This window comes from Flavilitoribacter nigricans DSM 23189 = NBRC 102662, from assembly GCF_002646595.1.
Taxonomy (GTDB): domain Bacteria; phylum Bacteroidota; class Bacteroidia; order Chitinophagales; family Saprospiraceae; genus Flavilitoribacter; species Flavilitoribacter nigricans.
The window spans coordinates 32,503-58,153 of the sequence record NZ_PDUD01000055.1; the positions used below are offsets into that span (position 1 = coordinate 32,503).

General features: G+C 51.9%; 20 protein-coding genes. 8 read left to right on the plus strand and 12 right to left on the minus strand.

All coding sequences use genetic code 11. From position 1 onward, the window contains the following. Positions 1–204 precede the first annotated feature (204 nt). The 5 genes from CRP01_RS37180 (at position 205) to CRP01_RS37200 (ending at position 7,055) form a co-directional block, all read left to right on the plus strand. Positions 205–1,461, plus strand: coding sequence for an ammonium transporter (locus CRP01_RS37180; RefSeq protein WP_099155203.1), 1,257 nt, complete (start codon positions 205–207; stop codon positions 1,459–1,461). 376 nt (positions 1,462–1,837) lie between these two features. Next, the gene (locus CRP01_RS37185) at positions 1,838–2,983 is read left to right on the plus strand and encodes a porin (RefSeq protein ID WP_170110713.1); all 1,146 of its coding nucleotides are present in this window, start codon (positions 1,838–1,840) and stop codon (positions 2,981–2,983) included. Positions 2,984–3,037: 54 nt separating this feature from the next. Next, positions 3,038–4,051, plus strand: coding sequence for a glutamine synthetase beta-grasp domain-containing protein (locus tag CRP01_RS37190; RefSeq protein WP_099155176.1), 1,014 nt, complete (start codon positions 3,038–3,040; stop codon positions 4,049–4,051). A 331-nt stretch (positions 4,052–4,382) separates the two neighbouring features. Further along, the gene (gene pepT, locus CRP01_RS37195; protein ID WP_099155177.1) at positions 4,383–5,630 is read left to right on the plus strand and encodes a peptidase T; all 1,248 of its coding nucleotides are present in this window, start codon (positions 4,383–4,385) and stop codon (positions 5,628–5,630) included. 435 nt (positions 5,631–6,065) lie between these two features. Further along, positions 6,066–7,055 (plus strand): hypothetical protein, encoded by a 990-nt coding sequence (locus CRP01_RS37200; protein WP_099155178.1) that lies wholly within the window; start codon positions 6,066–6,068, stop codon positions 7,053–7,055. Positions 7,056–7,214: 159 nt separating this feature from the next. Here CRP01_RS37200 and CRP01_RS37205 read toward each other — a convergent pair whose 3' ends face one another. From CRP01_RS37205 to CRP01_RS37215, 3 genes are all read right to left on the minus strand, one after another. After that, on the minus strand, positions 7,215–7,793 hold the full coding sequence (locus CRP01_RS37205) for a hypothetical protein (protein WP_099155179.1): 579 nt from the start codon (positions 7,791–7,793) through the stop codon (positions 7,215–7,217). 70 nt (positions 7,794–7,863) lie between these two features. Next, positions 7,864–8,784, minus strand: a complete 921-nt coding sequence (locus CRP01_RS37210; protein ID WP_099155180.1) for a bile acid:sodium symporter family protein — start codon at positions 8,782–8,784, stop codon at positions 7,864–7,866. Positions 8,785–8,955: 171 nt separating this feature from the next. Further along, positions 8,956–9,585: an HD domain-containing protein gene (locus CRP01_RS37215; protein WP_099155181.1), complete on the minus strand. Its 630-nt coding sequence runs from the start codon at positions 9,583–9,585 to the stop codon at positions 8,956–8,958. A gap of 97 nt (positions 9,586–9,682) precedes the next feature. Between CRP01_RS37215 and CRP01_RS37220 the strand changes: the two genes are divergently transcribed. After that, positions 9,683–11,860 (plus strand): glycoside hydrolase family 3 N-terminal domain-containing protein, encoded by a 2,178-nt coding sequence (locus CRP01_RS37220; RefSeq protein ID WP_099155182.1) that lies wholly within the window; start codon positions 9,683–9,685, stop codon positions 11,858–11,860. Between the two features lie 32 nt (positions 11,861–11,892). On the opposite strand, the gene CRP01_RS37225 is transcribed toward CRP01_RS37220, so the two are convergent. Together CRP01_RS37225 and CRP01_RS37230 are read right to left on the minus strand one after the other, a co-directional pair. Next, positions 11,893–12,273 carry a hypothetical protein gene (locus CRP01_RS37225; RefSeq protein WP_099155183.1) on the minus strand — a complete coding sequence of 127 codons (381 nt, stop codon included), beginning with the start codon at positions 12,271–12,273 and terminating at the stop codon, positions 11,893–11,895. A 237-nt stretch (positions 12,274–12,510) separates the two neighbouring features. Beyond that, entirely contained in the window at positions 12,511–14,187 is a 1,677-nt protein-coding gene (locus CRP01_RS37230) for an amidase (protein WP_222845909.1), read from the minus strand. Positions 14,188–14,498: 311 nt separating this feature from the next. Here CRP01_RS37230 and CRP01_RS37235 point away from each other — a divergent pair, with 311 nt between their 5' ends. Beyond that, complete coding sequence (locus CRP01_RS37235; RefSeq protein WP_233752826.1) at positions 14,499–15,200, plus strand: DUF697 domain-containing protein; 702 nt, start codon at positions 14,499–14,501, stop codon at positions 15,198–15,200. A 251-nt stretch (positions 15,201–15,451) separates the two neighbouring features. Next, positions 15,452–17,839, plus strand: a complete 2,388-nt coding sequence (locus CRP01_RS37240; RefSeq protein ID WP_099155185.1) for a M1 family metallopeptidase — start codon at positions 15,452–15,454, stop codon at positions 17,837–17,839. Positions 17,840–17,944: 105 nt separating this feature from the next. Here the strand turns inward: CRP01_RS37240 and CRP01_RS37245 are convergent, their stop codons facing one another. The 7 genes from CRP01_RS37245 to CRP01_RS37275 all read right to left on the minus strand — a co-directional run bounded on the left by CRP01_RS37245 (position 17,945) and on the right by CRP01_RS37275 (position 25,224). Beyond that, positions 17,945–19,399, minus strand: coding sequence for a GWxTD domain-containing protein (locus CRP01_RS37245; protein WP_099155186.1), 1,455 nt, complete (start codon positions 19,397–19,399; stop codon positions 17,945–17,947). A 226-nt stretch (positions 19,400–19,625) separates the two neighbouring features. Continuing rightward, entirely contained in the window at positions 19,626–20,012 is a 387-nt protein-coding gene (locus tag CRP01_RS37250; RefSeq protein ID WP_099155187.1) for a hypothetical protein, read from the minus strand. A gap of 165 nt (positions 20,013–20,177) precedes the next feature. Next, entirely contained in the window at positions 20,178–20,960 is a 783-nt protein-coding gene (locus CRP01_RS37255) for an enoyl-CoA hydratase/isomerase family protein (RefSeq protein WP_099155188.1), read from the minus strand. A 143-nt stretch (positions 20,961–21,103) separates the two neighbouring features. Next, a complete protein-coding gene (locus CRP01_RS37260; RefSeq protein ID WP_099155189.1) occupies positions 21,104–22,198 on the minus strand; it encodes a bifunctional 3-deoxy-7-phosphoheptulonate synthase/chorismate mutase type II in 1,095 nt (364 codons plus the stop codon). Between the two features lie 35 nt (positions 22,199–22,233). Further along, positions 22,234–23,073: a prephenate dehydrogenase gene (locus tag CRP01_RS37265; protein WP_099155190.1), complete on the minus strand. Its 840-nt coding sequence runs from the start codon at positions 23,071–23,073 to the stop codon at positions 22,234–22,236. An 11-nt stretch (positions 23,074–23,084) separates the two neighbouring features. Further along, the gene (locus CRP01_RS37270; RefSeq protein WP_099155191.1) at positions 23,085–24,245 is read right to left on the minus strand and encodes a pyridoxal phosphate-dependent aminotransferase; all 1,161 of its coding nucleotides are present in this window, start codon (positions 24,243–24,245) and stop codon (positions 23,085–23,087) included. Positions 24,246–24,321: 76 nt separating this feature from the next. Further along, a complete protein-coding gene (locus tag CRP01_RS37275; RefSeq protein WP_099155192.1) occupies positions 24,322–25,224 on the minus strand; it encodes a prephenate dehydratase in 903 nt (300 codons plus the stop codon). Positions 25,225–25,651 lie beyond the last annotated feature (427 nt).

Below are 25,651 nucleotides of genomic sequence, written 5' to 3' on the forward strand. Positions count from 1 at the left end.
TATCAGCGTTTGTAACTCCCGATCCCAAAAATAAAAATCCCTACACCATAAAGTAATCAAATTAGCCTCCCGATCTACATCGGGCTTTCCCAAGTGATCCGCACTTGGGGTGACTGGCCTATGTCTTTTGCTACCCTAAATAGCCGAAAGATACAGTGGCCGCAGAATTCGAATTATATTTCTTAACGATTACAAATGACGGATATGGAACAGGCAGCTTTAGAAGCAACTTTTACCGCTAACAACGTCTGGATGTTGGTTTCTACCGTACTGGTTTTTATCATGCACCTTGGCTTCTCAACTCTGGAAGCAGGTTTCGTGCAAAAGAAAAATGTAGTAAACATTCTATTTAAAAACGCGATGATCATCGCGATCGGCCTCATTACCTACTGGATATGCGGCTTCAACTTAATGTATCCCGGTGGTGATTTCGCCGGTGGATTCTTCGGTTTTGCCGGTTTCGGCCTGGATATGCCCGAAGGTGCCGCTGGTCTGATCGAATACGCCGATGCCGGATATACTTACTGGACAGACTTTATTTTCCAAGGCATGTTTGCCGCTACCTGCGCTACCATCGTTTCCGGTGCAGTTGCCGAGCGGATCAAACTCGAACCCTTCCTGGTTTTCGCTACTCTTTTCGTAGCGATCAGCTACCCGATCACGGGTATGTGGAAGTGGGGTGGTGGCTGGCTCGACGCAATGGGCTTCTACGATTTCGCCGGTTCTACGCTGGTACACGCTGCCGGTGGTGCTGCTGCTTTAGCTGCCGTACTGGTGCTCGGCCCACGCCGTGGAAAATATACCGATAGCGGTATCAAACCCATTCCCGGACACAGCATGCCATTGGCTGCGATCGGAGTATTCCTCCTGTGGTTCGGTTGGTTCGGCTTTAACGGCGGTTCCGTACTGTCTGCTGACCCGGGTGCCGTATCCCTGGTATTTGTAACGACCTCCCTGGCGGCTGCCGCCGGTGCGATCGGTGCTTTCTTCGTATCCTGGATGTTGTTCAAGAGCCATGACCTTTCTATGGTACTCAACGGTATCCTGGGTGGCCTGGTAGGTATCACTGCCGGTGCGGACCAGATGCTACCCGGTTCTTCCATCCTGATCGGTCTGATCGCCGGTGCCATTATTCCTTTCTCCGTCGTTATGTTCGACAAACTGAAAGTGGATGACCCGGTAGGTGCTACTTCCGTTCACCTGGTATGTGGTATCTGGGGAACCCTGGCGGTAGGTATCTTCGGTGCTATGGCCGGAGTTGGTCAGATCGTAACTCAACTGATCGGTGCTCTGGCAGTATGTGCCTTCTCTTTTGCTTTCTCTTTCGGCCTGATGTACGCCCTGAAGGCGACGATGGGAATCCGCGTAAGCGAAGAAGAAGAGATCAAAGGACTGGACATCGGCGAGCACGATATGGAAGCATACCCGGAAGCGACCGGAGATCAAATTGCTTTCAACTAATAATAACACACACTTAGTTCAACCGCAGAACAACAACTTCAATTGCATGCGCCCTGAAGGGCCAACCGGACGGAAGCGCTGAAATTGAAGTTGTTTTTAAGATTGCAGTTGATACCGCTTATATCATCAAAAAAAAAGCCCCCGGTTTGCGCCAACATCCGGGAGCTCCTTTACAGAAAACGGTAGACCGAATCCTATAAATGCAAAGCAAAGTTAATCTTTCGGGACTATTTTCCAAACTATAAGAACACCCTCGAAAATTGACTTTTGATATTGGTTTACCGTTTTCATGAATCCTGTACGCCGGCCCTGCCGGATGCTGCAGCTATTATACCCTATTGCGGTATTATTCATTAACAATCAAATAGTAAGCAACATGAAAACGATCCAATACTTGACTATTGTTGCCCTGGTATTATTTACCTTCAATCTAGGGGCTCAGGAAACATACGCCGAGGTTACAAAGGGAACCACGGAACCGGTTAAGGTCGCAACGACCGAACCGACAACTGAAAAAACGGAAGCTACTGAAGAAGAGGAAGAAGACGCTGAAAAAGTAGACGAAGACCTGATGATCTCCGGTTTTGTAGACGGCTATTACCTGGCCGGATTCAACGGAGTGGGCTTCCCTACTTCTTTCACCGATGTAAGTGGCGCCTTCACTTTAGGTATGGCCAACGTAGTAGTGGCCAAAGAAGGAGAAAAAGTGGGCTTTGTTGCCGACCTGGCCTGGGGTCCGCGCGCCGAAGCTGCTAACGGAACCGGCGAAGGAATACTGACCGCTGCCATCAAGCAGTTGTACGTAACTTACGCGCCATCCGACGCTGTCACTTTCACTTTCGGTAATTTTAGTACCTTCGTGGGCTACGAATTGATCGACGCCCCGGGTAACGTGAATTACAGTACTTCTTACCTGTTCTCCAACGGTCCTTTCTACCACACTGGTGTGAAAGCTGACTTTGCACTGGGAGAAAACTTCGGTGCTATGTTGGGTGTATTCAACGATACGGATGCCAAATTCGATCCGGTAGGAGGAAAGCACATTGGTGCTCAACTCTCCGCAACCGCCGGTTCTTTGAGTGCATATCTGAACTTCATCACCGGTAAGGAAGCAGAACTGGGTGATAACGATCTGAACGAATACGAGATCGACCTTACTGCTACTTACGAAGTATCTGAAAGCTTCATGCTGGGTCTAAACGTAGCGAACTACGGCACCAGCATCGACGGCAGATCTCAAGGTGGTTTCTTCGGTACGGCTCTTTACACGACCATCACGACCAGCGAAACTTTCGCACTGGGTCTGCGTGGTGAGTACTTCGCACCGGACGGTGGTGAAGACGTCTCCGACGAGCCGAGTATCATTGCTCTGACTGCTTCTGGTAACATCACAATTGGTGACTTGCGTTTGATTCCTGAATTCCGGATTGACCTGGGTAGCGAAGATATCTTCCAAGATGACGAAGGTATGGCAGTAGGTAGCCTGCCTGCATTTATTCTGGCGGCTGTTTACTCCTTCTAAGAATAATCGCTTTTTAGGCATATTCGCTAACTTAATTAAAACTCAATTTAAAAAATGGCTAAAGCAAAGCTAGAGTACATCTGGTTAGATGGCTCCGAACCAACGCAAGGATTACGGGGCAAGACGAAGATTGTTAAGGATTTCAGTGGAAAACTAGAAGACTGCCCAATGTGGTCTTTCGACGGTAGCTCAACCGGACAGGCAGAAGGTGGTGCTTCTGACTGCCTCCTGAAGCCGGTATTCATCTGCCCGGATCCGGGTCGTAAGAACGGCTACATCGTAATGACTGAAGTACTTAACGCTGATGGTACGCCGCACCCGACCAACGGTCGCGCTACTATTGACGATGAAGATGACGATTTCTGGTTCGGTTTTGAGCAGGAATACTTCCTTTGGGATCCGGAAACCAACAAGCCTCTGGGCTTCCCCGAGAATGGTTACCCCGCTCCGCAGGGACCTTACTACTGCTCCGTTGGTGCTACCAACGCCTACGGCCGGAATATCGTTGAAGAACACCTGGACCTCTGCCTGGATGCCGGTTTGAACGTTGAAGGTATCAACGGCGAAGTAGCTGCTGGTCAGTGGGAATTCCAGATCTTTGCCAAAGGTGCAGAGTCTGCAGGTGACCAGATCTGGGTAGCTCGCTACCTGCTGGAAAGAACGGCTGAAGCTTACGGTATAGCCGTAAACTGGCACTGTAAGCCGGTCAAAGGTGACTGGAACGGTTCCGGTATGCACGCCAACTTCTCTAATACTACTTTGAGAACTGCCGGTGATAAGGCAGTTTACGATAAGATCTGTAACGCTTTTGCACCAGCAGATATCATCAAAGCGCACATCGATGTATACGGTGCAGACAACCACATGCGTCTGACCGGTCTGCACGAAACGCAGTCCATCGACAAGTTCAGCTATGGTATTTCTGACCGTGGTGCTTCTATCCGGATTCCTATCTATACGGTAGACAACGGATGGAACGGATACCTGGAAGACCGTCGTCCGAACTCTGCGGCTGACCCCTACAAAGTGGCAGCCCGGATCATCAAAACGGTTAAGCCGGTATCTTAAAGAATCGATGCAAGATTTAAAATGCTTCTTAAATCAGCTCTAGTTCCTGCATAGGAATATGCCATCGCCTACCCCGCTCTTGGGTGGGGTAGGTTTTTTGAAAATTCCCGGCAGGCAGAGCGAGAACGTATATTAATTGCCATCTTTTTTTGGATCTTCTCCCTAACAAAGCCCATAAGTCTGACTTATGGGTTTTGTGTTTTTATAAAGCCCGCTAAAGCCCACGTATATTTAGTGGGAAATTTTACATTTGCAGGGACAGCCCATTTTGTCTAATACGCCACGGCAGACTACGACCAACAAGAGCCGGCCGTGTACCAACCATATCATCATGTCCCTGACCATTCAGCATACCGTACTGGACCGCTTCCTGCGCTACGTTAAGATCGATACCCAATCCGACGCTTCTTCCGATACCTGTCCTTCCACCGCCAAACAAAAGGATCTGGGCCGCCTGCTGGTCATAGAACTGCAGGAGATGGGGATCAACGATGCCCACCTGGACGAACACGGATACGTTTACGCTACCATACCAGCTACCGTCGATAAGGAGGTTCCCGTCATCTGTTACTGTTCCCACATGGATACGTCCCCGGACGCCAGCGGCAAAGACGTCAAACCCATCATACACCGCAATTATCAGGGGCAGGACCTCATCCTGCCGGACGATCCCAGTCAGGTGATCCGCGCGGATGATCACCCGCATCTGAAGGATCAGATCGGAAACGACATCGTCACGGCCAGTGGGGCTACCTTGCTAGGCGCGGACAATAAAGCCGGACTGGCGGAGATCATGGACGCCGCCCATCACCTGATCAATCACCCGGAAATTGAACACGGTAAGATCCGGATCCTGTTTACCCCCGACGAGGAGATCGGCCGCGGTGTGGATAAGGTAGATATCGAAAAACTGGGAGCCGACTTCGGTTACACCGTGGACGGGGAGCAGCGGGGAACGCTGGAAGATGAGACCTTTTCTGCCGATGGTGCCACCATTACCATCTACGGGGTGAGTGCGCACCCGGGTTTTGCCAAGGGCAAACTGGAGAACGCCGTTAAGATCGCCGGAGAGATCCTGGCCACTTTACCGCAGGATCGCCTCTCTCCGGAGACAACCGAGGGCCGGGAAGGCTTCATTCACCCGGTGAGTGTGAACGGTATCGCCGAAAAGGCCACGATCCAGTTCATCATCCGGGATTTCACGGAAGAAGGGCTCGAACAACACGAAGCCGTACTCCGGGGAGCCATGAACGCCGTGATCGCCAAATATCCCGGTTCCCGTGCGGAGCTTTCTATCCGGGAGCAGTACCGCAACATGAAAAAAGTACTGGATCAGCATCCGGAGATCGTAGCGCACGCCAAAGAAGCCATTCGCCGGGCCGGTATGGATCCCATTGCTTCCAGTATTCGTGGCGGCACGGACGGATCCCGTCTTTCCTTTATGGGATTGCCTTGCCCCAATATCTTTGCGGGTGAGCACGCTTTCCATTCCAAACACGAGTGGGTTTCGGTACAGGATATGGAAAAAGCGGTGGAAATGCTGGTCCATTTGTCTACCGTTTGGGCGGAAAAATCCTAAAATGATCCATATTTGAACTGAAAAAATTATTGCGGCCGGCCGGAGTACACACTCCGGAACCGGCCCATTCCTGTCTGGCCCCACCGGAGAGAAGCTTGTGAACCGTTACTTTGCCTAAATTGCCGGATGGATCAATTGCCGGATCTTAAGACTGATTTTCGGCCAAAAGCCCCGGAAATAGGGGGATTTCGCTTCTTTTGAGTTACCCTGCCTGCCGGGAAAAGATAACACCCGCCGTAGCCCTCCAACTGCCCGGCCCAACCGCTTAAATTCTGCTATAAAAACCAGGTAACTCCCTTGCAATCAGTTGATAAGCTTCCTGTTTTGCCCTGCCCGATACGGCGGCCTGCGCCCGGGAAAAACGAACATGAAAACGGAGATTCCTGTTTTAAGGGCAAGTAAACACACTTTTTGTTAAAAAAAATAGGAAAAATTATGGCAGATTGGAAAAAATATTCCGATAGCTCAGAAAAGCCAGAATACACCCCCAATAGTGGTGATTCCGGAGCCTCAAAAAAGCTGGCATGGACCTTCGCGGGCATTATGTTCGTAGTGGCCGTACTGGCAATTTACTTTGGAGTAAGATCCAACAAGTATCAGACACTCTCCTCTGAACTGAGTACAGAGCTGGATCAAACTAAAACCCAGATGCAGGATGAACTGGCCGTTATTCAATCGGCTTATGACACCCAGGTGGTGGTCAATGATGATCTGACTGCAGAAATTGAAACTAAGGTCCAGGAAGTTGAAGAACTGCAGACCAGAATTAAGCAGGCACGGAGCCAGCTTGCAAGCAGTAAAGCCAACACCAGTGAGATCAAAGCTCGACTGGCCCAGATGGAAGAACTGAAAGCTGCTTTGGAAACGGACCTGCTCGCCCTGCAGGAAACGAACGACAGCCTGACCGAAACCAACTCAACGCTTACTTTGGCCCTGGATGAATCCAAGATGAAGGTGGAGCAAATGAGTACCGAAATCGCGAGTCTGAACCAACAGAACGAGAAGCTGGATCGCAGGCTGACCCTGCTCGCTCCGGCCGGTTTTAAAGCGGACAACTTCCGTATTCAGGTAGAACGCCGGAATGATAAACTAACTTCCAGAGCACGTCGTGCCGATGAGATCGTTGTACGATTTGACCTGGATAACGTACCACCCGAAAAACAGGGTGCCCGCGAATTGTACCTGACCGTTACCACGCTTGATGGTAATCCGGTAAAAGTACTGCCGGTAGAGCAGATCAGTGTACCGGCCGCCAACGAGCCGCTCCAGATCAGCGCTGCGGATGTTGAGCAGATTGACCTGTCCAGTACGCAGACCGTAGCCATGTCTTTCAGTCCGAATAAGGACCTGGAAGCCGGTGAATACAACGTATTCGTTTATTCGGATGCCGGTTACCTTGGTGCTACCGGATTTAGACTTCGATAGGAAGAATAGGAAATTAATAGGAAATAGGATATAAACCGAAGGGGAAAGCGTCTCGCTTTTCCCTTCTTTTTTTGCCCCTGCAGGTAAGAACGGAGATCCGATGGGAAGTAATTACGAATAGGGTATCTCTGTGTTCTACAGTATGGCGGAAAAGGTCTTTTAAAGATTATACAGCTGCTTCTGCTGTAGACGGTTAAATTCTTCTATGATCTTCACAAGGTCCTTAAACCGGTAGCCCGGTTTACCGATCTTTCTGGCCAGTTCCGGTTCGGACTTTTTAACGAGTCGACGAAAGCGACGTTTGTAGCGAAAGCGGGTCAATGGAGTCATGTTACCTCCGGGTACATCTACCCAGTATTCCTCCAATTCAATGGTGTTGAAACCGTGCGCGATACTCACTCTCTCCTCGGGCGCTTTGTACAGACTCATATCCTTACCGCGGTAGATCACTTCCAGAAAGATCCAGGAACCTTTGGTAAAACGGCTTTCGTAGAGAATGTTATTTTCATCTTCATTTCTAAAAGCAAACCCCCGGATCAGGGCCGGGTGGATCTGATAGCTGGTACCAAAGTCGTTGATAAAGGTGAGTTCACTGCCGAAATCGGAATGGAAAATAGTGCTGATCTTCCCGGTTAGTCGTATGCCGCTATGGGTAATAATGTATCCCTGGTAATCTTCAGCGTGGGTTGAAGTGTGGAAAAAGAGCAGGCCAATGATTAAAATGTAAAGTCTTTTCATACATGGGCGTTTAATAATTCTTCAACACTAATATACAAATATCGTTGCGAAAAATCCAGTATAGTTTTGCTCAAAGGGCAGCTTCCTGACCAATTTCCTGTGGGTGACGCCGCCACCAGGTCGCTATCGAAAAGGCGGAGATCAGGTGCCAGATACCCCACCAGGCCGCGATCATGGCCATGCCCCCGAGACCGTCGAAAAAGTTGAAGATGAGGATGAGGCCCAGCCCGGAATTCTGGATACCTGTTTCAATAGAAATGGCCCGGATATCCGCCGGAGGCAGCTTGTTCCAGCGGGCAAACCAGTAGCCTCCGGTGAGCGCCAGGAAATTGTGCATCAAAACCAGGAGAAATACTAAATGTAGATAATCGACGATTTGCTGAAAGTTAGCGTAAACAGCTACGAAAACGAAGCCCAGGAAGATGGTCATGGATAAAATACCCACCGGTCGCCGGATCTTGGCGGTAAATTCCGGGAACCGCCAGCGCAATCCCATACCCAGTACGATCGGTACCAGGATCAGCTGGAGAATCGTACTCAGCATCTGACCGGAATCGACCTGAATGGTGCCGGCGTACGCTTCACTCCCCGGGATCAGTTGGCTCAGCCAGGAAAAGTAGAGCGGCGTAAGCAGAATAGCGCCCAGGGTGGAGATCGAAGTAAGCGTAACGGAAAGTGCCGCATTGGCCCCGGCGAGATGGACCGCGTAGTTGGAGACGTTCCCACCCGGGCAGGCGGCCACCAGCGCCATGCCGAGCGCGATACTTACCGGTGGCTGCACGATCAGGATCAGACTGATGGTCAGGGCCGGCAGCAATATCCACTGGGAAGAAAGGCCGATAATGGTGGATTTGGGCGATTTCAGGATCTCCCGGAAGTGGTCCAGCCGAAGATCCAGCGCTACGCCGAAAAGGAGAAAAGCCAGACAGATATTGAGTAAAAAAAGCTGATCAGGGTTGAAATTGATTCTGACGGCATCGATCGGATTCATTGTTCGGGTATTGATCGCACGCAGTGCGGTATGTAAGTCGTCTGTTTACAGTTTCTGGGAGGCGAAACCAGTTGAAGGTCCAAGATAACAAATATCTACCCGTCGGATGAAGAGGCAAGTGTGTATGCAAAATTGTACAAACCATTCAGTGACAAGGGCAGCGTACCGTCTTTACAATTGGGCGAGTTCCCGTTTGAGGTTATCTCTGGCCTTAAATTCGTATTGTTCAAAATACAGCGGTGTGAAGTACAGGCGCGGACGTTCGAGGAAATGAGACAGTACTTTCCGCCGCCCTTTCCGGTACATCCAGTTGGGATAGATCTGGTATTCCCGACGTATTTTTTGGGTGTACAGCAGATACCGGTCCCAGTCGGCCCCAAGAATCGCCAGATCGAAATCCAGAAAATAGGGGAGATCGGGATCCCGGTCGGAAACAGACAACTGGTGGCCCTGGGTAGCTTTGATCTGACGCAGACAACGTGCCGCTCGCAGGGAAGGAAAACCCAGCTTATCCAGTTTCTTTTCGGCCACCTGCGCGCTTTTAATTTCATTGTCCTTGCGGAGGCTGCTGTAAATGAAGTCGTGGTAAAAGATGGAGAACCGCAGAACGTCGTAATCCTTCAGCACGGATCGTTGTTGCGCCGCCTGTTGCAGCAGTTCGTGCAGGTGCTGCAGGTCATGGTAGTGCCTGCGACGGCTGGTATAGGCCTTTTCTATTTCCGACCAGCACTTCCGGACGGTACCTGCTTTCGAACAGTAGGTCGCACTCAGCTCCTTCCATTGGGCCATTACGAAATCCATACGCTTGCTTTTAGAAGGTTGCGTTTGCAACCCGGTCGGGGTAAAATAAGATTTTGATCAATATTTTCTTTCTTTGTCTCCAGTAAAAATATACGATATGGCCAATCGCATCCAGGACCTGCTTACCCGAATGAGCTTGCGCGAGAAGATCGGACAGATGACCCAACTGGCGATCGATGCGATTGCAGTGGGGCGCCCTTATCGACTGGAAGATCCCCTTGAGCTCGATCCCCATAAACTGCAGGAAGCAATCGTAACCTACGGTGTCGGATCGATCCTCAATGTGGGCACCCAAGCCCATAGCGTCGAAAGATGGCGTGGCATCCTGGCCGTGATCCAGAAAGCAGCCGGACAGACCCGGCACCGGATCCCGGTACTTTACGGTATAGATTCCGTGCACGGGGCCAACTATGTAGCCGGGAGCACGGTATTTCCCCAGCAATTGGCCCTGGCCAGTACCTGGAATCCGGAAAGGGTAAATCAGTTGGCACAAATCGCAGCCTACGAAACCCGGGCGGCGGGTATTCCCTGGAATTTTTCACCGGTACTGAATCTGGGCCGCCATCCGGCCTGGCCTCGACTTTGGGAAACTTTCGGCGAAGATGTTCATTTAGTCGGCGAACTGGGGCTGGCCATGAAGCGGGGCTACGAAGGAGATGATATCTCCCATCCGTACCGACTCGCATCCTGCCCGAAGCATTTCCTCGGAGGCGGATGGCCGTTGACCGGACAGGATCGGACGCCCTCCTGGATCCCCGATAGTCAGTTACGGGAATATTTTCTACCGGCATTTGCCCGGGCTATCGCGGATGGAGCCAGCACTATTATGGTGAATTCCGGTGAGATCAACGGCATACCGGTACACGCAAACCGGGAGATCTTGACCACCCTGCTGCGGGAAGAGCTGGGTTTCGAAGGCCTGGTTGTTACGGATTGGGAAGACATTCGCTATCTGCACACCCGGCACCGGATAGCGGCCAGCCATAAAGAGGCGGTTCGGATGGCGGTAGAGGCGGGTATCGATATGAGTATGGTGCCGCTGGATTTTTCATTTTCTGATTGTTTGCTGGAACTGGTAGAAGAAGGGACGATACCCGAAGCCCGAATCGATGTGTCCGTGCGGCGTATTTTACAGTTAAAGGAATCACTGGGATTGTTTGATCAGGCGGTATATCCGTTGGAAGAATATCCCGATTTTGGCAGCGCCGCCCACCGAAATGCCAGCCTAGAGGCAGCCCGTGAATCCATCGTACTGTTGAAAAATGAGCAGTCGGTATTACCACTGCGGAAAGATCAGAAAATACTGGTGGCCGGGCCCGCGGCCCATACCCTGCGAAGTCTGAACGGCGGCTGGACTTATACCTGGCAGGGTGACCAGATAGATGAACTATTAGACAAAAAAGAATACCCGACGGTGCTTAATGCCGTAGCGGGGCGCATGCCGGAAGGGCAGGTCTATTACGCTCCCGGGGTTGACTTCGAAGAAAGGATCGATATTCCCTACGCCGTGCGGGCGGCGGCTGAGGTAGATGTGATCCTGCTTTGCCTGGGAGAAGCTTCCTACACGGAATTTTTCGGAAGCATTGATGATCTTTATCTCCCGGATGCGCAACACGCACTGGCGTACGCACTGCTCAACACGGGAAAGCCCCTGGTGTTGCTGCTACTGGAAGGACGGCCGCGACTCATCAGCAAATTCGCGGATCAGGTACCGGCCATACTGGCGGCCTTTTATCCCGGCAATGAAGGCGGTCGGGCCATTGCTGATGTGCTGTTCGGAGACTACAATCCGGGGGGGAAACTGCCCATCACCTATCCCCGCTATCCAAACGGGTTGATTCCCTACGATCACAAGGCTACAGAAAGCATGCCGCTTCAGGAGAGTGGGGTCAGGTACAATCCCCAATTTGAGTTTGGGCACGGTCTGAGTTACACGACCTTTGCCTACCACAACCTAAGTCTGAATACGCCGGAACTGACGGCGCACAATTTACTGGTCATTTCGGTAGAAGTGCAGAACACCGGCGATCGGGCCGGGCACGAAACGGTGCAGTTGTACGTTTCGGATCATTACGCCAGTCTGACGCCGCCGGTCCGCCGCCTGCGCGGCTTTAAGAAGGTATTCCTGGAGCCCGGAGCGCTTACTCGGGTGGAATTCGCCATTCGGGCCAGGGACCTGGCCTTTGTCGATCAAAACGGGGAATGGATCACGGAAGCGGGTAGCTTCACGGCCGGTATCGGTGGCCTGACGGTCGACTTCAATTATTCAGCATAATGGACGCGGTGTTCATGATCATTGGCGGCTGATCACCATCTTCCGGTAGAATAGCTTCCTCCCGGTCCGGCTTGCAGTAAGATCTTTCCGGAATTAGCCGATGCGGAACCTCTATACTTGCCGTTCTGAATGCCCCGTATTTTACCTGACACCTGTCTGGTCCTGGATTTCGGATCAATTTTGATGGTGTAAGTGCCGGGAGCGAGGATCTTTTGATAAGGAGTTTTCAGCTTGATGAAAGTCTCTTTGACCGGTTCATCATCGGCTTTCAGGCTGCCGGTGATGATAAGATCAAAAGTAGTTTCTAAGTCACCCAGTGTTTCTACGGTGAGCTCGTATTGATAATCATCCGTTACCGGATTTCCCGCCAGACAAAAAAGGCCGGCAATTAAAAGTAGAGAGAACAACTTCATAGGTTTAGATTTAATAGTGGTGAAAGGCAAGTGATCGGTAATAAGGATCCGGATCTTTGATCCCGGTCGGCGACCATTAACCGGTCCATCGTATCGAACGACTTCGCCCTTAGATCTTAGAACGCAATAAAGCCACCTTTCGAAATACGGCTTTGTAATTTTAACTTTTCCAGTTTTTGCTGAGTATTGCAGACCGGCTGGACCTCTAGGAACCCAACCAGCCGGTCTGCACGATGATCAATCCTTCAGCGCAGGGTGTTGATCCTCAAATTCCGTCGCATTCTGATAGGCCTGGGCTACCCCAACGATGGTGCCCTCGTCGTAGAGCTTACCGGTGAAACTGATGCTGGTCGGCCGGCCGTTCTCCTGAAAGCCGTTCGGCAGCACTACGCAGGGATGGCCGGTATAGTTGGTGATCCGCAGGCTGCGACTGGCCCAGGATGGATGCACGTAAAGGTCCACCTCTTCAAATACCTTCGCCATATCGGCTACCAGTTGCGTCCGTACCCGATTGGCCTGGATGTACTCCACGGCCGGTACGAAACGGGCCCGCCGGAACAGGTTCGGCCAGGCATTACGGGTTTGGCGCACCAGCAGTTCGTCCTGTCCGCTACGGGTGAGTTCATCAAAGGCAGCGGCGGCTTCTACGGAAAGCAGAAATCCGATATCCGGCATTTCCGGCAGTTCGATCGGTACGAGTTCGTAACCCAGGTCTTCCAAAACTTTCAGGCTGGCCTGGTCCTGCTCCTTAAAACCGTAATCCCGTTCGAAGGCCGCCTGATCGTAACCGACTTTGAGTTTGCGGTTGGCCGGATAATCAGCCTGGTAATTGAACGGGTAGTCCGTCACGGAAAGGTCTTTACCATCCGGTCCGGCGATAGCCTGGAAGACCACCGCACAGTCCTCGGCGGAGCGGCAGATCGGACCGATCTTATCCATGGACCAGCTCAGCGCCATCGCTCCGTGCCGGCTCACCCGGCCGTAGGTGGGTCGCAGACCGGTGGTGCCGCAAACCGTAGACGGAGAAACGATCGAGCCGAGGGTTTCTGTACCGATAGCGAAGGGCAGTAAACCCGCCGCAACCGCTGAGGCCGAACCCGCAGAAGAACCGCTGGAACCGCTTTCCGGATCCCAGGGATTCCGGGTCCGTTCCCCGTACCAGACATCGCCCATGGCCAGGGCACCCATGGTTAGCTTAGCCGTAAGTACGGCGCCCGCTTCTTCCAGCTTTTGTACGACCGTGGCGTCGTAGTCCAGTTGTTGTTCCTTGTACGGCATGGCTCCCCAGGTGGTCTTGTAACCTTCGGCGGCCAGCAGGTCCTTGGCTCCGTAGGGGATCCCGTGGAGCAGGCCGCGGTAATTTCCGGCCTGGATCTCGGCATCCGCCTTCGCGGCCTGTTGCAGGGCTTTTTCTTCCGTGATGGTGATAACACAGTGCAGGGTGGGATCGTATGCTTTCAACCGCTCTATGAAGAATTTGGTCAGTTCTGTGGAAGTGATCTGCTGACTTTTGAGGAGCGCGGCCAGTTGCCGGACGGTATAGAAAGCCAGCTCCGAGCGGTCGGCCGGCAGTTTAACCTCGCCCGGATCGCTGAAACTCACCGCATTCTGTTCGGTGGGCGTTACAAAATCCGGCGGTAGCGGGTTAAAGTACAGCGCCGGACTTACACTGTTCGGCAGCTCCTTTTTCCGAAGGGAGATATAGTCTTCCCGAAAGCCTTCCAGGGCCGGTAATAGAGAGTCGATCTCCGCATCGGTGAATTCCAGACCCATTATTTTGGCGCTGGATCGTGCGTCTTCGGCGGTGATTTCGGCGGAAAAGTATTGTACGCTGAAACCTCCGGTTAAAAAGGCCAGGAACAGCATCAGCACCGGCCGGCGCCGCCACGTTTTTTCTATAGTGGTAAATTTCATAAGTGAGTGTTTTGACAAAACAGTAATAGGGTACTAACTCCCTTCAAGATAACAAAGAAGTGATCATTCAATCACAACAGCAGCTAAGGATTTTGGTTGGCGGAAAATTTACCCTACGGCTATGCTCTCGGGTATTCCGGAAGTGCTTTCTCCCGCTCGGGAGGTGATCATTAATCCCGATTCCTTCTGGAATTGTCGATAAAAACCGGCAGGTATCTTGGATTATTCGTAATATTGGAAACTGTAACAAAGATGAAGACGTGAAGAAGCAAATATTCGATTACGCAAAGAACCAAGTAAAAAAGACCATTATGAGTGACACGAAGACTGACCGTAGCAAACATGCCGATTCGGTGATCCGCAATCACATGATCTGGTCCATGGGTATGAGTATAGTAGTACCCGTTCCGATCGCGGACATTTTCGCCGTAAGTGCCGTGCAGTTGGATATGATCCGTCAGTTGTGTAAAGTTTACGATAAAGATTTCTCCGAGACGCAGGGCAAAGCCATCGTGACTGCTCTGGGTACCTCCACACTCGCCCGGGCGGGTGCACGCAGCCTGATCAAACTGATCCCCGTGGTCGGGACCATCGTCGGTGGGGTAGCGGTGTCTATCTTTAACGGCGCCAGCACCTATGCGATCGGTGAGGTATTCAAAAAACATTTTGAATCCGGAGGCACTATCCTCGACTTCGATACCGAACGCCTGAAAAAAGTGTACAAGGAAAAATTCGAGAAGGGCAAAAAGGTAGCCGAGCAGATGAAAAAAGAAGAGGATTCGAAAACGGGTAACGGAAAGACCGTCAAGAAAGTAAAAGTGGAGAAGGATACGCAGGATACTACCGCTACCGTTGAGGTGCAGACCGAAACTACCACTACTACCAACACCGCGGGATCTTCCAAAGATGAAGTGCTGAGAAAGATCAAAGAACTGGCCGATATGAAAAACCAGGGCGTGATCTCTGAGGAAGAATTCCAGGAAATGAAGAAGAAACTCATTGAGAAGTTCTAAAGGACTTCCGCCGCCACGATACAAAGGCTTACCGAAACTACCAATGGGGTTTCGGTGAGCCTTTCTTTTTTTATTTTTGATCGTAAAAGTCGCCGGTGGACGATTTTACCGCCTGCCGACTGGCCCGGAAACATTATCTTCGAAGAAGCCGGGCAAATTTTGACGCTATCCCGGAGATACGATTACAGCATCTCTTGAAGGAATGGTCGTTTACCGCAAATTCCCGTTTTTCAGCCACAAAATTCACTAGTATGAAACCTTTCGTCTTTTCCCGATCAACTTATTCCTTTCTGCTTTTTGTCCTCGCTCCGTTCGCGCTTATACAGGCCCAGCAACCGGGAGTGCACGGCAACAAGTTCGAACAACTCGGCACCATGCTGCCTCCCGGCAATACCTACCGCAGCCAGGATGGCTCCCCGGGGCCGGAATACTGGCAACAGCGGGCGGACTACGATATCGACTGTACGCTGGATACCGAAAATTTGCGCCTGAACGGCGAAGAAAGCATCACCTATTACAACCAGTCGCCCAATACGCTGCGGTATCTCTGGCTGCAACTGGACGAAAATCAACACTCGGCAAAGAACAATAACCAGTACTTCGACCCAAACTCCATCGACCCGGTGATGAGTGCCGCCGACCTTCGCGCCCTGGAATCGGCCAAAGAAGTAGCCGATTACGGGATCGAGATCCTGGAAGTGAAGGGCGAAAATGACGAACCGCTCCGGCATTTTATTGACGCCACCATCATGCGGGTGGAATTACCCGAACCGCTCGCTCCCGGGCAAAAATTCACCTTTAAGGTTAAATGGTTTTACAATATTGTAGACCGGGTCAAACTGATTGAGACCCTCAAGGTGTTCGCCAACTACCCGCGGGGTGGCTACGAATACTTTCCCGAGGATGGCAATTACCTTTTCACTATTACGCAGTGGTACCCGCGCATGTGCGTCTACTCCGATTTTGAAGGCTGGCAGACCAACCAGTTTACCGGTCAGGCGGAATTCGCGCTCAACTTTGGCAATTTTCTGGTCAAGATGACCCTGCCCGATGATTACATGGTGGGCGCTACCGGTGAGTGTCTGAACTATCCGGTGGTCCTTTCATCCACCCAGCTGGAACGATGGGAACAGGCCCAAACCGCCACCGAACCGGTGGAGATCGTCACGCTGGCGGAAGCCAAAGCCCTGGAGCAAAAGGAGAATAGCACCGCCACGAAAACCTGGATCTACCGGGCGGAAAATGTACGGGACTTCGCCTGGACGGCCAGCCGGAAATTCGTCTGGGATGCCATGCCGCACATCACCGAGGCCGGGAAGCGGGTCATGTGTATGAGCTACTACGGTAAGGAAGCCTATCCAATCTATAACCGTTATTCCACCAAAGCGGTGGCTCAGACCCTGCGTACCTATTCCCGTTATTCGATCCCCTATCCCTATCCTTCGGCCATATCGGTGGAGGCGGCCAACGGGATGGAATACCCCATGATCTGCTTCAATCCGGGGCGCGCCGAAAAGGACGGCACCTATACGCCGCAGGCTAAACACAGCGCCATATCGGTGATCATCCACGAAGTGGGGCACAATTACTTTCCGATGATCATCAACAGCGACGAGCGGCAGTGGACCTGGATGGACGAGGGCCTGAACAGCTTTGTGCAGTACCTGACGGAAATGGAATTCGACAATAATTATCCTTCGGGCTTCGGAGCTACCTCTACCATAACGGATTACATGGCCTTACCTAAAGAATACCTGGAGCCTTTGATGACGAATGGAGAAAACCTGATCGATTTCGGCAGCAATGCCTATACCAAAACAGCGGCCGGATTGAATATCCTGCGGGAAACCATCATGGGCCGGGAACGGTTTGATTACGCTTACCGGGAATACTGTCGCCGCTGGGCGTTCAAACATCCCACGCCGGCTGACTTTTTCCGAAGTATGGAGGATGCCGGCGGTATGGATCTGGACTGGTTCTGGAGAGGATGGTTCTACAGCACGGACGCTACGGATATTTCGCTCGATAGTATCCAGTGGTATAAAGTCGACCTGGAAACCAATCCGCGAAGGGAGGAACATACCATGACCCAAAAAGTGGAAGAACCTTTCCTGGATATTACCCGCCGCCGCAATCGCGCTTCGGATATGGAATTTACAGTAGAACAGGACGAAGAACTCCAGGATTTCTATACGAACTACAAGCCCTGGGAAACCGTGGATTCCGTACAGGAAACGACCACCTATCTGTACGATCAGACCTTTACCGAAGCGGAGAAAGAGGAACGCTACGGAGGGAAAAACTATTACCAGCTGTTTTTCTCCAATAAAGGTGGTCTGGTTATGCCGGTGATCATTGAATGGACCTTTGAGGACGGTACTACCGAGATCGAGCGGATCCCGGTCCAGATCTGGCGGAAAAATGAAGAAGCCTTTTCCCGGGTTTTCGTTAAGGATAAAGTAGCTACGGCTATCCGGATCGATCCGTTCAAAGAAACGGCGGATATCGACGAAAGCAATAACAACTGGCCGGTGCGGGAAATGCCGAGCCGCTTCCAGGTGTTCAAGGCCCACAAAATGAAGGAAAAACTCAATCCGATGCAGCGAGCCAAAAAGGATGGAAAAGTGATCAAACCGTAAGTGGTGATGGGCAGACAAAGAGCCAGTGAGAAGGGGCGACGAGGAGAGGGGGAGAATACCAAACTTTCACCAAATCTCCCCGTCTCCCGATCACCTACTCATTTTTCATTGGCCACCTTCTCCGAAAATTCTCCGGCTGCTGCGATGAAAGTTATCGATCACCTCCGTGCCTTCGAGAAAATCATCACTGCCGGTCTGATTGGGGGCGTTTCGGTATAAGATGCGTTGCCACTGGGGTTGCTGCAGTTCACCGCGGGCGGTGGAGTGCAGCAGCCGGTAGTCACCGGGAGCCAGGGAAGGATTGTAAAAAATAAAACGAACATTATTTTGCCGGGTAGCCGGCAGGTGATCGTAAGTCCAGACTTCGTAGGGTGGGGCAGAGGGTTCGTTCTCCCGGGCCTCGATCTCGGTGGGTCGGCCGTATTTCAGATAGACGTATCCCCGGTCCGTCTCAAAGCCGTAGCGGAACCCGGAGTTGAACTGCTGATCCACCGCGCGGGCGATTTCCATGTATTGTTGATAGTCTACTGGTGCCCGGTCACCGGCCCGTGCCGCCCAGTAGGCGAACAGATAGGCCCGTTGCGAACGTATGTCTTTTTGCTTCAACAACCAGTTAACCGATTCCATATCCGACGGAGGAAGCACCGGATTGAGCGCCCGCAGGCTGTAGGCGAGACTGTCTTCCGGAATGCGGCCCACAAAGGTAAGATCGGGATCGAATCGGGCCAGCCAGCCTTCCTGTCGCCAGAGCTCCGGATTACTACGTTGAAAAAAGGTAAAACTCCGGCTAAGCAGATTTTTTTGCGGATCGCGTACTTCCACCGCCAATTGGTACAGGCCGCTGGGCAGTTCGCGAATATCCATCTGCCCGTACAGGCTGATGACCTTCTCCGGAGACTGGCGCTTATGTCTTTCCATGATCCTGGTGCGTTCTCCGTTTTGCAGGGATTCGATGGCGTAGGTGACGACAAAGTCCTGCCCGATAAACCGATCCGATCCGTAGATCTCGTGGTAAAAGTACAGGCGTTCACCGTCCGGGCCGTAATACCGGTCGGGGAGGGGTTCCATATGGATCCCGTTGCGGATCAGAAGCCCTTTGCCGGCGTGAGCATACATATCGGCGAGCAGACTGATATCGGACTGGGCCAGGGAATCCCGCTGGAAGCGGATCTCCATACCGGCCCGGTACCTTTTGCGGTTATCGTTATCGGCGGCATCGCTGAGCTCAAGTACGAGATCGTAATTACCGGCGGGTAGAACGTAGCGTTGCAGAGCGATGAAATCCAGGGGAACCGGTGATTCGGGACTGGAGATCCGAAAGTGATCGGTTCGCTCGACTTTCCCGTCCCGATAGAAGTGCAGGAGAATATCTGCCTGGGCCCGGAGCAGCGTATCGTTTACCGGCTGAAAAGTAATCCCCGCCCCGCTGACGCGCAGGGCTAGCTCAACATAAGCCTGATCGGGCGTCTGATAGGCCGCATAACTGATGGCGGCATCAATGGCCGACAGGCGCAGCGTAAACAACAGAAATCCGGAAAAGTAAAGGAGTTGGTAGAGCATAGCCGGGTGATTGCGTGCAATAAACACTTGCCAGTCCGGAGGAAAAATCAACCGGCCGTACGACAATCAGGGTTCATCGGCGAAAGATCTTCCGGGCTGCAATATCTTATCGTTAAGATAAAAGAAATTGCCCGGAATCCGCGAACCTGCAGCTTAGTCACCACCACCAAAACCGCATTATGGCCGGCGGCTTACATTATTTCGGATCAGATGCTGGGAAAATGGACTATTCTTCCTGTACGGTACGGGTAAACTGCAATTTGAAATCAAATTTATTGATCATTGCGCTAAGTACCAGCATGGAATCAGTTAGAGACTGGATCGTATAGTTCGTTTCGAGTGGACCGCCCCGTTGCTGGAGCTGATCACCATCAATTTCGTAGGATCCGTCAACGGTGGATCCGGTTATGTTGGTGCGCATTTTACCTTCCTCAAAGAATTCAAAGAAAAGATTGTCCAGGCTTTCGGTGGGGCGTCCGCTGCGGAGCGCTTCCTGAATATCCCATCGGCCGAGGATAAGGTCAGTGTCCTGGATCTCGTCTTCACCACAAGCGAGGAGAGAACCAAGTCCAATAATGAGCAGGGCAGTTTGAAAGAAGCGTGTTGCTTTCATAATAGTGATCTTCTAAATATCGAGTTTTCCGTTCTCCGCAAATATAAGGAACGTACGGAGAATAAAGCCAGAATCTTAAATCTGACTTCACAACTCAGAAACGTGCGGATAAGCTCCGGTGTTCATTGGAGCCGAATGTATTTCCAGGCCCCACGGAAAGATCGATTATTTACCGGTAAAATTCGCCTGACGTTTTTCGATGAAGGCGGTTGCTCCTTCCTTGAAGTCTTCCGTACCGGTAGTTTTGCCGAAAGCCCGGACCTCATGGTCAAAGCCGTCTTCATTGTATTGGAAGTAGGCGTTTACGGAACTGATCACTCCGGCCACGGCAACCGGACCTTTGGTGGCGATCTTTTGCAGAATGGATTTGGCTTTATCGAGTAGTTCCCCGGCGGGTACGACGTGGTTGACGAGTCCGAGTGTGTGTGCTTCCCGCGCGTCGAGCATGTCGCCGGTCAGGAGAAGTTCCATCGCTTTACCCTTGCCGACATACTGGATCAGGCGTTGGGTGCCACCGTATCCGGGGATGATCCCGAGATTGACCTCCGGCTGTCCGAAGCGGGCATTTTCCGAAGCTACCCGCAGATGGCAGGCCATGGCCAGTTCGCAACCCCCGCCCAGCGCGAACCCATTGACGGCGGCCAGTACCGGTTTGGGGAAGGTTTCGATCATCCGGAAAACATCCTGGCCCCGCTGGGAAAGCTGACGGCCGTTCTCGGCATCGAGGCCTACAAACTCCTTAATATCGGCTCCGGCCACGAAGGCCTTGGGACCGGCTCCGGTGATAATGATGCTGCGAATCCCGTCGCGGTTGGGCGCATCTTCGGCAAAGAATTGACGGAGTTCGAGGATGGTCTGGCCGTTCAGGGCATTAAGGGCTTTTTCGCGGGAAATGGTCAGGATCAGGATCCCGTTCTCTTCTTGTACGCTTAGGTTTTGGTATGACATGTGCTTGGTTAGGAATGAAAGTTGGGAAGTTGAAAATATTCGAAAGCCGGGCCGGTGAGCACCCACGATCCCACCCCTAACAAAAGGTGCGATCGGGTGGTCTCCACCGCCCAGCTTCCTGTATCGGTATAGACGATCGAAAATTATCCTCCGATCTTGGATTCTTCAGCTGACATAACTGCTTCCTGGTGGTTGATGGACTCCTGGTGGATCGCCCGCAGTACGGTGGTAACGAATTCCTGACTCAGTCCTTTGGCCTGACCCAGAGCGATGGTTTTTTCCAGGATCTCATTCCAGCGGGTAGTCTGCAGAATGGAAATGTTGTTGCGCTTTTTGTACTGACCGATGCTGTCCGCCAGTTCCATGCGATGGCCCAGGAGGTTGAACAGTTCATTGTCGATGTGGTCGATCTCCTTACGCAGGTGGTCCAGCGTTTCCAGGAATTCGATGTCATCGGTGGTCGCATCACGGAACACCAGATTGTTAACCAGTTCCTGGAACTGGGCCGGGGTGATCTGCTGCTTGGCATCACTCCAGGCGTCATCCGGCGTGGGGTGTACCTCCGTCATGATACCGTCGTAGTTGAGGTCCATGGCCTGCTGGGCTACTTCGAACAGGGTATCGCGGCGACCGCAGATGTGACTGTTGTCACAGATCATCACCAGATCCGGAAAACGACGCTTCAGTTCAATGGCGATCTGCCATCTCGGTACGTTCCGGAAAGGGGTGTCCCCGTGGTAGGAGAATCCGCGGTGGATCACACCGATCTTGGTTACGCCGGCCTTGTAGATCCGCTCGATAGCACCAACCCACAGTCCCAGATCCGGATTGATGGGGTTCTTGATCAGTACGGGAATGTCAACGCCCTCGATGGCATCCGCTACTTCCTGCACGGAGAAAGGGTTTACCGTGGTCCGGGCACCGATCCACAGCACGTCGATATTGTGCTTGATCGCCTGGTATACGTGTTCGGCTTTGGCAACTTCGGTCGTTACCTTCATGCCGGTTTCTTCTTTTACTTTTTTCAGCCATTTCAGACCCGGAGTACCCACCCCTTCGAAAGAACCCGGACGGGTACGGGGTTTCCAGATGCCGGCCCGGAACAGGTCAATGTTCTGAGGGGCCAGATCGCGGGCCGTTTGCAGGACCTGTTCTTCGGTTTCGGCACTACAGGGCCCGGCAATAATAATGGGGCGCTTGTGCGGATTGTCTAAAATTGATTGCAGCTTCATTTCCATGATCAAGAATTTTTAAAGCGGTCGTTTTAAATCGCTTATTTAATTATTTTTTTAATTTGATTAGCTTCTTTCATTAACTCGTAAAAGGTAGCAAAGTCCTTCTTAATCAGCAAACTGCGAAAGCGAGCCAGCTGATTAATGTGTTCGTCGAGTACGTCCAGCAGATTATCCCGGTTCTGGCGGAATATCGGTGCCCACATATCCGGTGAGCTTTTTGCCAGCCGTACGGTGGAACTGAAACCACCGCTGGCCAGTTCGAAGATCCGGTCCTCATCCTTTTCTTTGGCCAGCACCGTCAGCGCCAGGGCAAAAGAACTGATGTGGGAAATATGGGACACATAAGCGGTATGGACATCGTGCGAATGACTGTCCAGACGTACCATCTTCATCGGTATACTCAGGTATAGTTCCTGCACGCGTTCGAGTGCATCTATATCGCTTTTTTCGGCATCCACGAGCACGGTACATTTACCGTCGAATAGGCCGGGAATGGCGGCTTCCGGACCACTGTACTCCGTTCCGGCCATGGGGTGCGTAGCTACCAGACGGCCTCTTTTCGGGTGATCACTTACTGCCTGCAGCAAATTACTTTTGGTAGATCCCACATCCATGATCACCTGCCGGTCCACCAGATCGAGCAATTTCGGGAGTAGTTCCAGCATGACGTCCACCGGGGTAGACAGCACGATGATATCGGATGCTGCCACCGCATCCTCCAGGCTCATATCCTCATCGATCAGACGGCGGCGAATGGCCTTATCCAGATTTTCCCGGCTGACGTCAACGCCGATAATGCGTTGGGCAAAGCCGTTTTCCTTCAGCGTTATGGCGAGAGAGCCGCCGATCAGTCCTATTCCTATTATCGAAATGTTCATAGTCGGTTAGATCAAAAAGCGCTTTTAATTCGGTCCAGTGCTTCCGCAAATACGGCTTCTGTGCTGCAGAGGGATACCCGGATATACGGCGTACCGCTACTGCCGAAAATACCGCCCGGCGTAATGAAGACGTGGGCTTTTTCCAGTACTTCGTCGGAAAGGGCATAGCCATCCGGATACTGTTCCGGCGTTTCGGCCCAGACGAACATGCCTACCTGATCGGTATTGTACGTACAACCCAGCTGATCCAGGAGGGCAAAGACTTTTGATCTCCGGCCCGTATAGACCGCATTGAGATCGCGGTACCAGCTTTCCGGCAGGGAGAGTGCTTTGGCCGCGGCCATTTGCAGCGGTCGGAACATACCGGAGTCCATATTGCTTTTGAAACGGAGGACATCCTGGAGGAATTCTTTCTTTCCGGCCAGCATACCGGCCCGCCAGCCTGCCATATTGTGCGATTTACTCAGGGAGTTAAGTTCCATGGCCACATCCATGGCTCCCGGTACGCTCAGCAAGCTCAGGGGTTCGTCGTTCAGAATAAAAGCGTAGGGATTATCATTGATGATCAGGATCTCGTGTTTGCGGGCAAAATCCACCAGGTCCGAAAAGAACTCCTTGCTGGCCGGGGTTCCGGTCGGCATATTCGGATAATTGATCCACATGATCTTGACCTTGCTCAGATCTTCCTGCCCCAGCGCATCCAGGTCCGGAAACCAGCCTTTATCGGCTTCCAGGTTGTAATGACGGATGGAAGCTCCGGTCAGCCGGGCCACGGCGCTGTAGGTCGGATAGCCGGGATTGGGCACCAGCACCTCATCACCTGCTTCCAGGTAGGTCATGCTGATGTGCATGATCCCTTCTTTGGAACCTATCAGCGGCAGGATCTCCGTGTTCGGATCCAGTTCCACCTCAAACCAATTGCGGTACCAATCGGCGAAAGCCTGCCGCAATTCCGGGATGCCGTTGTAACTCTGATAGCCGTGGTTTCCGGCGGAGCTACTGGCCTGGTGGAGGGTTTCGATCACTTCCGGCGCCGGCGGGAGGTCGGGGCTGCCAATCCCCAGATTGAGTACGTCTTTTCCTTCCGCACGCATCTGGGCGATCTCCCGCAACTTTCGGGAGAAGTAGTATTCTTCCACCTGACCCAGTCGGGATGCCGTTTGAATGTTCATAATTGTTGTCGTCTCGGACATGGTAATTTCTTTATCGGGAATGCGATAGTTGTATAATTCGTCGGTTCGGTAGCGATCAGTACTCGTAGTGCTCGCCGCGGTGATAAACCCCCATAACGTTCAGGTAATGAGTGAGCGGGCGGATCGCTTCAATAGCCTGTTCGTAACTCAACTCCCCTTCGGAGACAAAATCCAGGAAGAACATGTATTCCCAGGGTTTGCCGATGATGGGCGTCGATTGTATCTTGGTCAGGTTGGCGTTGTAGGCCGCCAGGACGCCCAGTACGCGGTACAGGCCTCCTACTTCATGATTAACGCTAAAACAGAGGCTTACCTTGTCCGCATCCGGTGTAGGAATGATTTCTTCCCGGCGTTCGAGCACAAGGAAGCGGGTGTGATTCTTTTTATTGGTCTCGATTCCGGCAGCCAGGATCTCCAGGCCGTACAGTTCTGCGGCCAGAGTGCTGGCAATGGCACCGACGTGTTTCAGTTGCTGTTCCTGCACGTGTTTCGCGCTCAGCGCCGTGTCCGCCGTTTCCACCAAGTGGATGTGTGGATACTGAGCGAAAAATTCCCGGCACTGGGCAATAGCGATGGGGTGGGAGTGGACTTCCGTCAGGTCTTCAATCTTCTGACCCGGCAGTACCAGCAGGTTTTGTTTGATCCGCAGAAAAACCTCACCGGTGATCTTGAGCTTGGATTCATTGAGCAGCGAGTAATTGCTCATCAGGCTGCCGGCCAGGGTGTTTTCGATCGCCATCAGGCCGATGTCCGATTGTTCTCCTGCTTCGACCTGCTCCACCAATTCGGGAAAGGTATGGGCGGGAATGATCTCCAGCGTTTCGTCCTGAAAACAGTGACGCGCCGCAATTTCGTGAAAGGCACCAGCATACCCTTGGATACTTACCCTTTTTGTTTTTTGGTCGGAGGCTGCTTCGGTGAGCGCCTCGGATGCCGAATTGGCGTCGGTGTTGAGCATGATCAGAAAATTGAACAGCCGCGATTTTCGCAAGCTGGATGAATGATAAAAAAAAATCCCGCTTGGGGCGGGACTCTTTACCTTAGTTAACTGTATTCAAAAAGTATAGAGTCCCTTATGGTGATCCATAAAAGTAACCGTAAAAGAAAAAGCTAAAAAAGTTGGTATGTTGGTTAAGGTTCATCATGTGCATAAAATAAAAATGGCCCCGTCTGTACGGGACCACTTTTTATTTTTTAGTTTCAGTAAGCATAAAAAATTAGCAGTCCCTCACGGTTAGCCGTAAAAGAAAAAGCTAAAATAAAAATAGTTATTGCTTAATGAAATCTTCATAATTTCGCGATTGATACAGCAAACCTAAAGATTAATATTATTTTTTACAAGTCTATCCGTTATTTTTTTTGAATTTCTTAACGGACGGATCGGG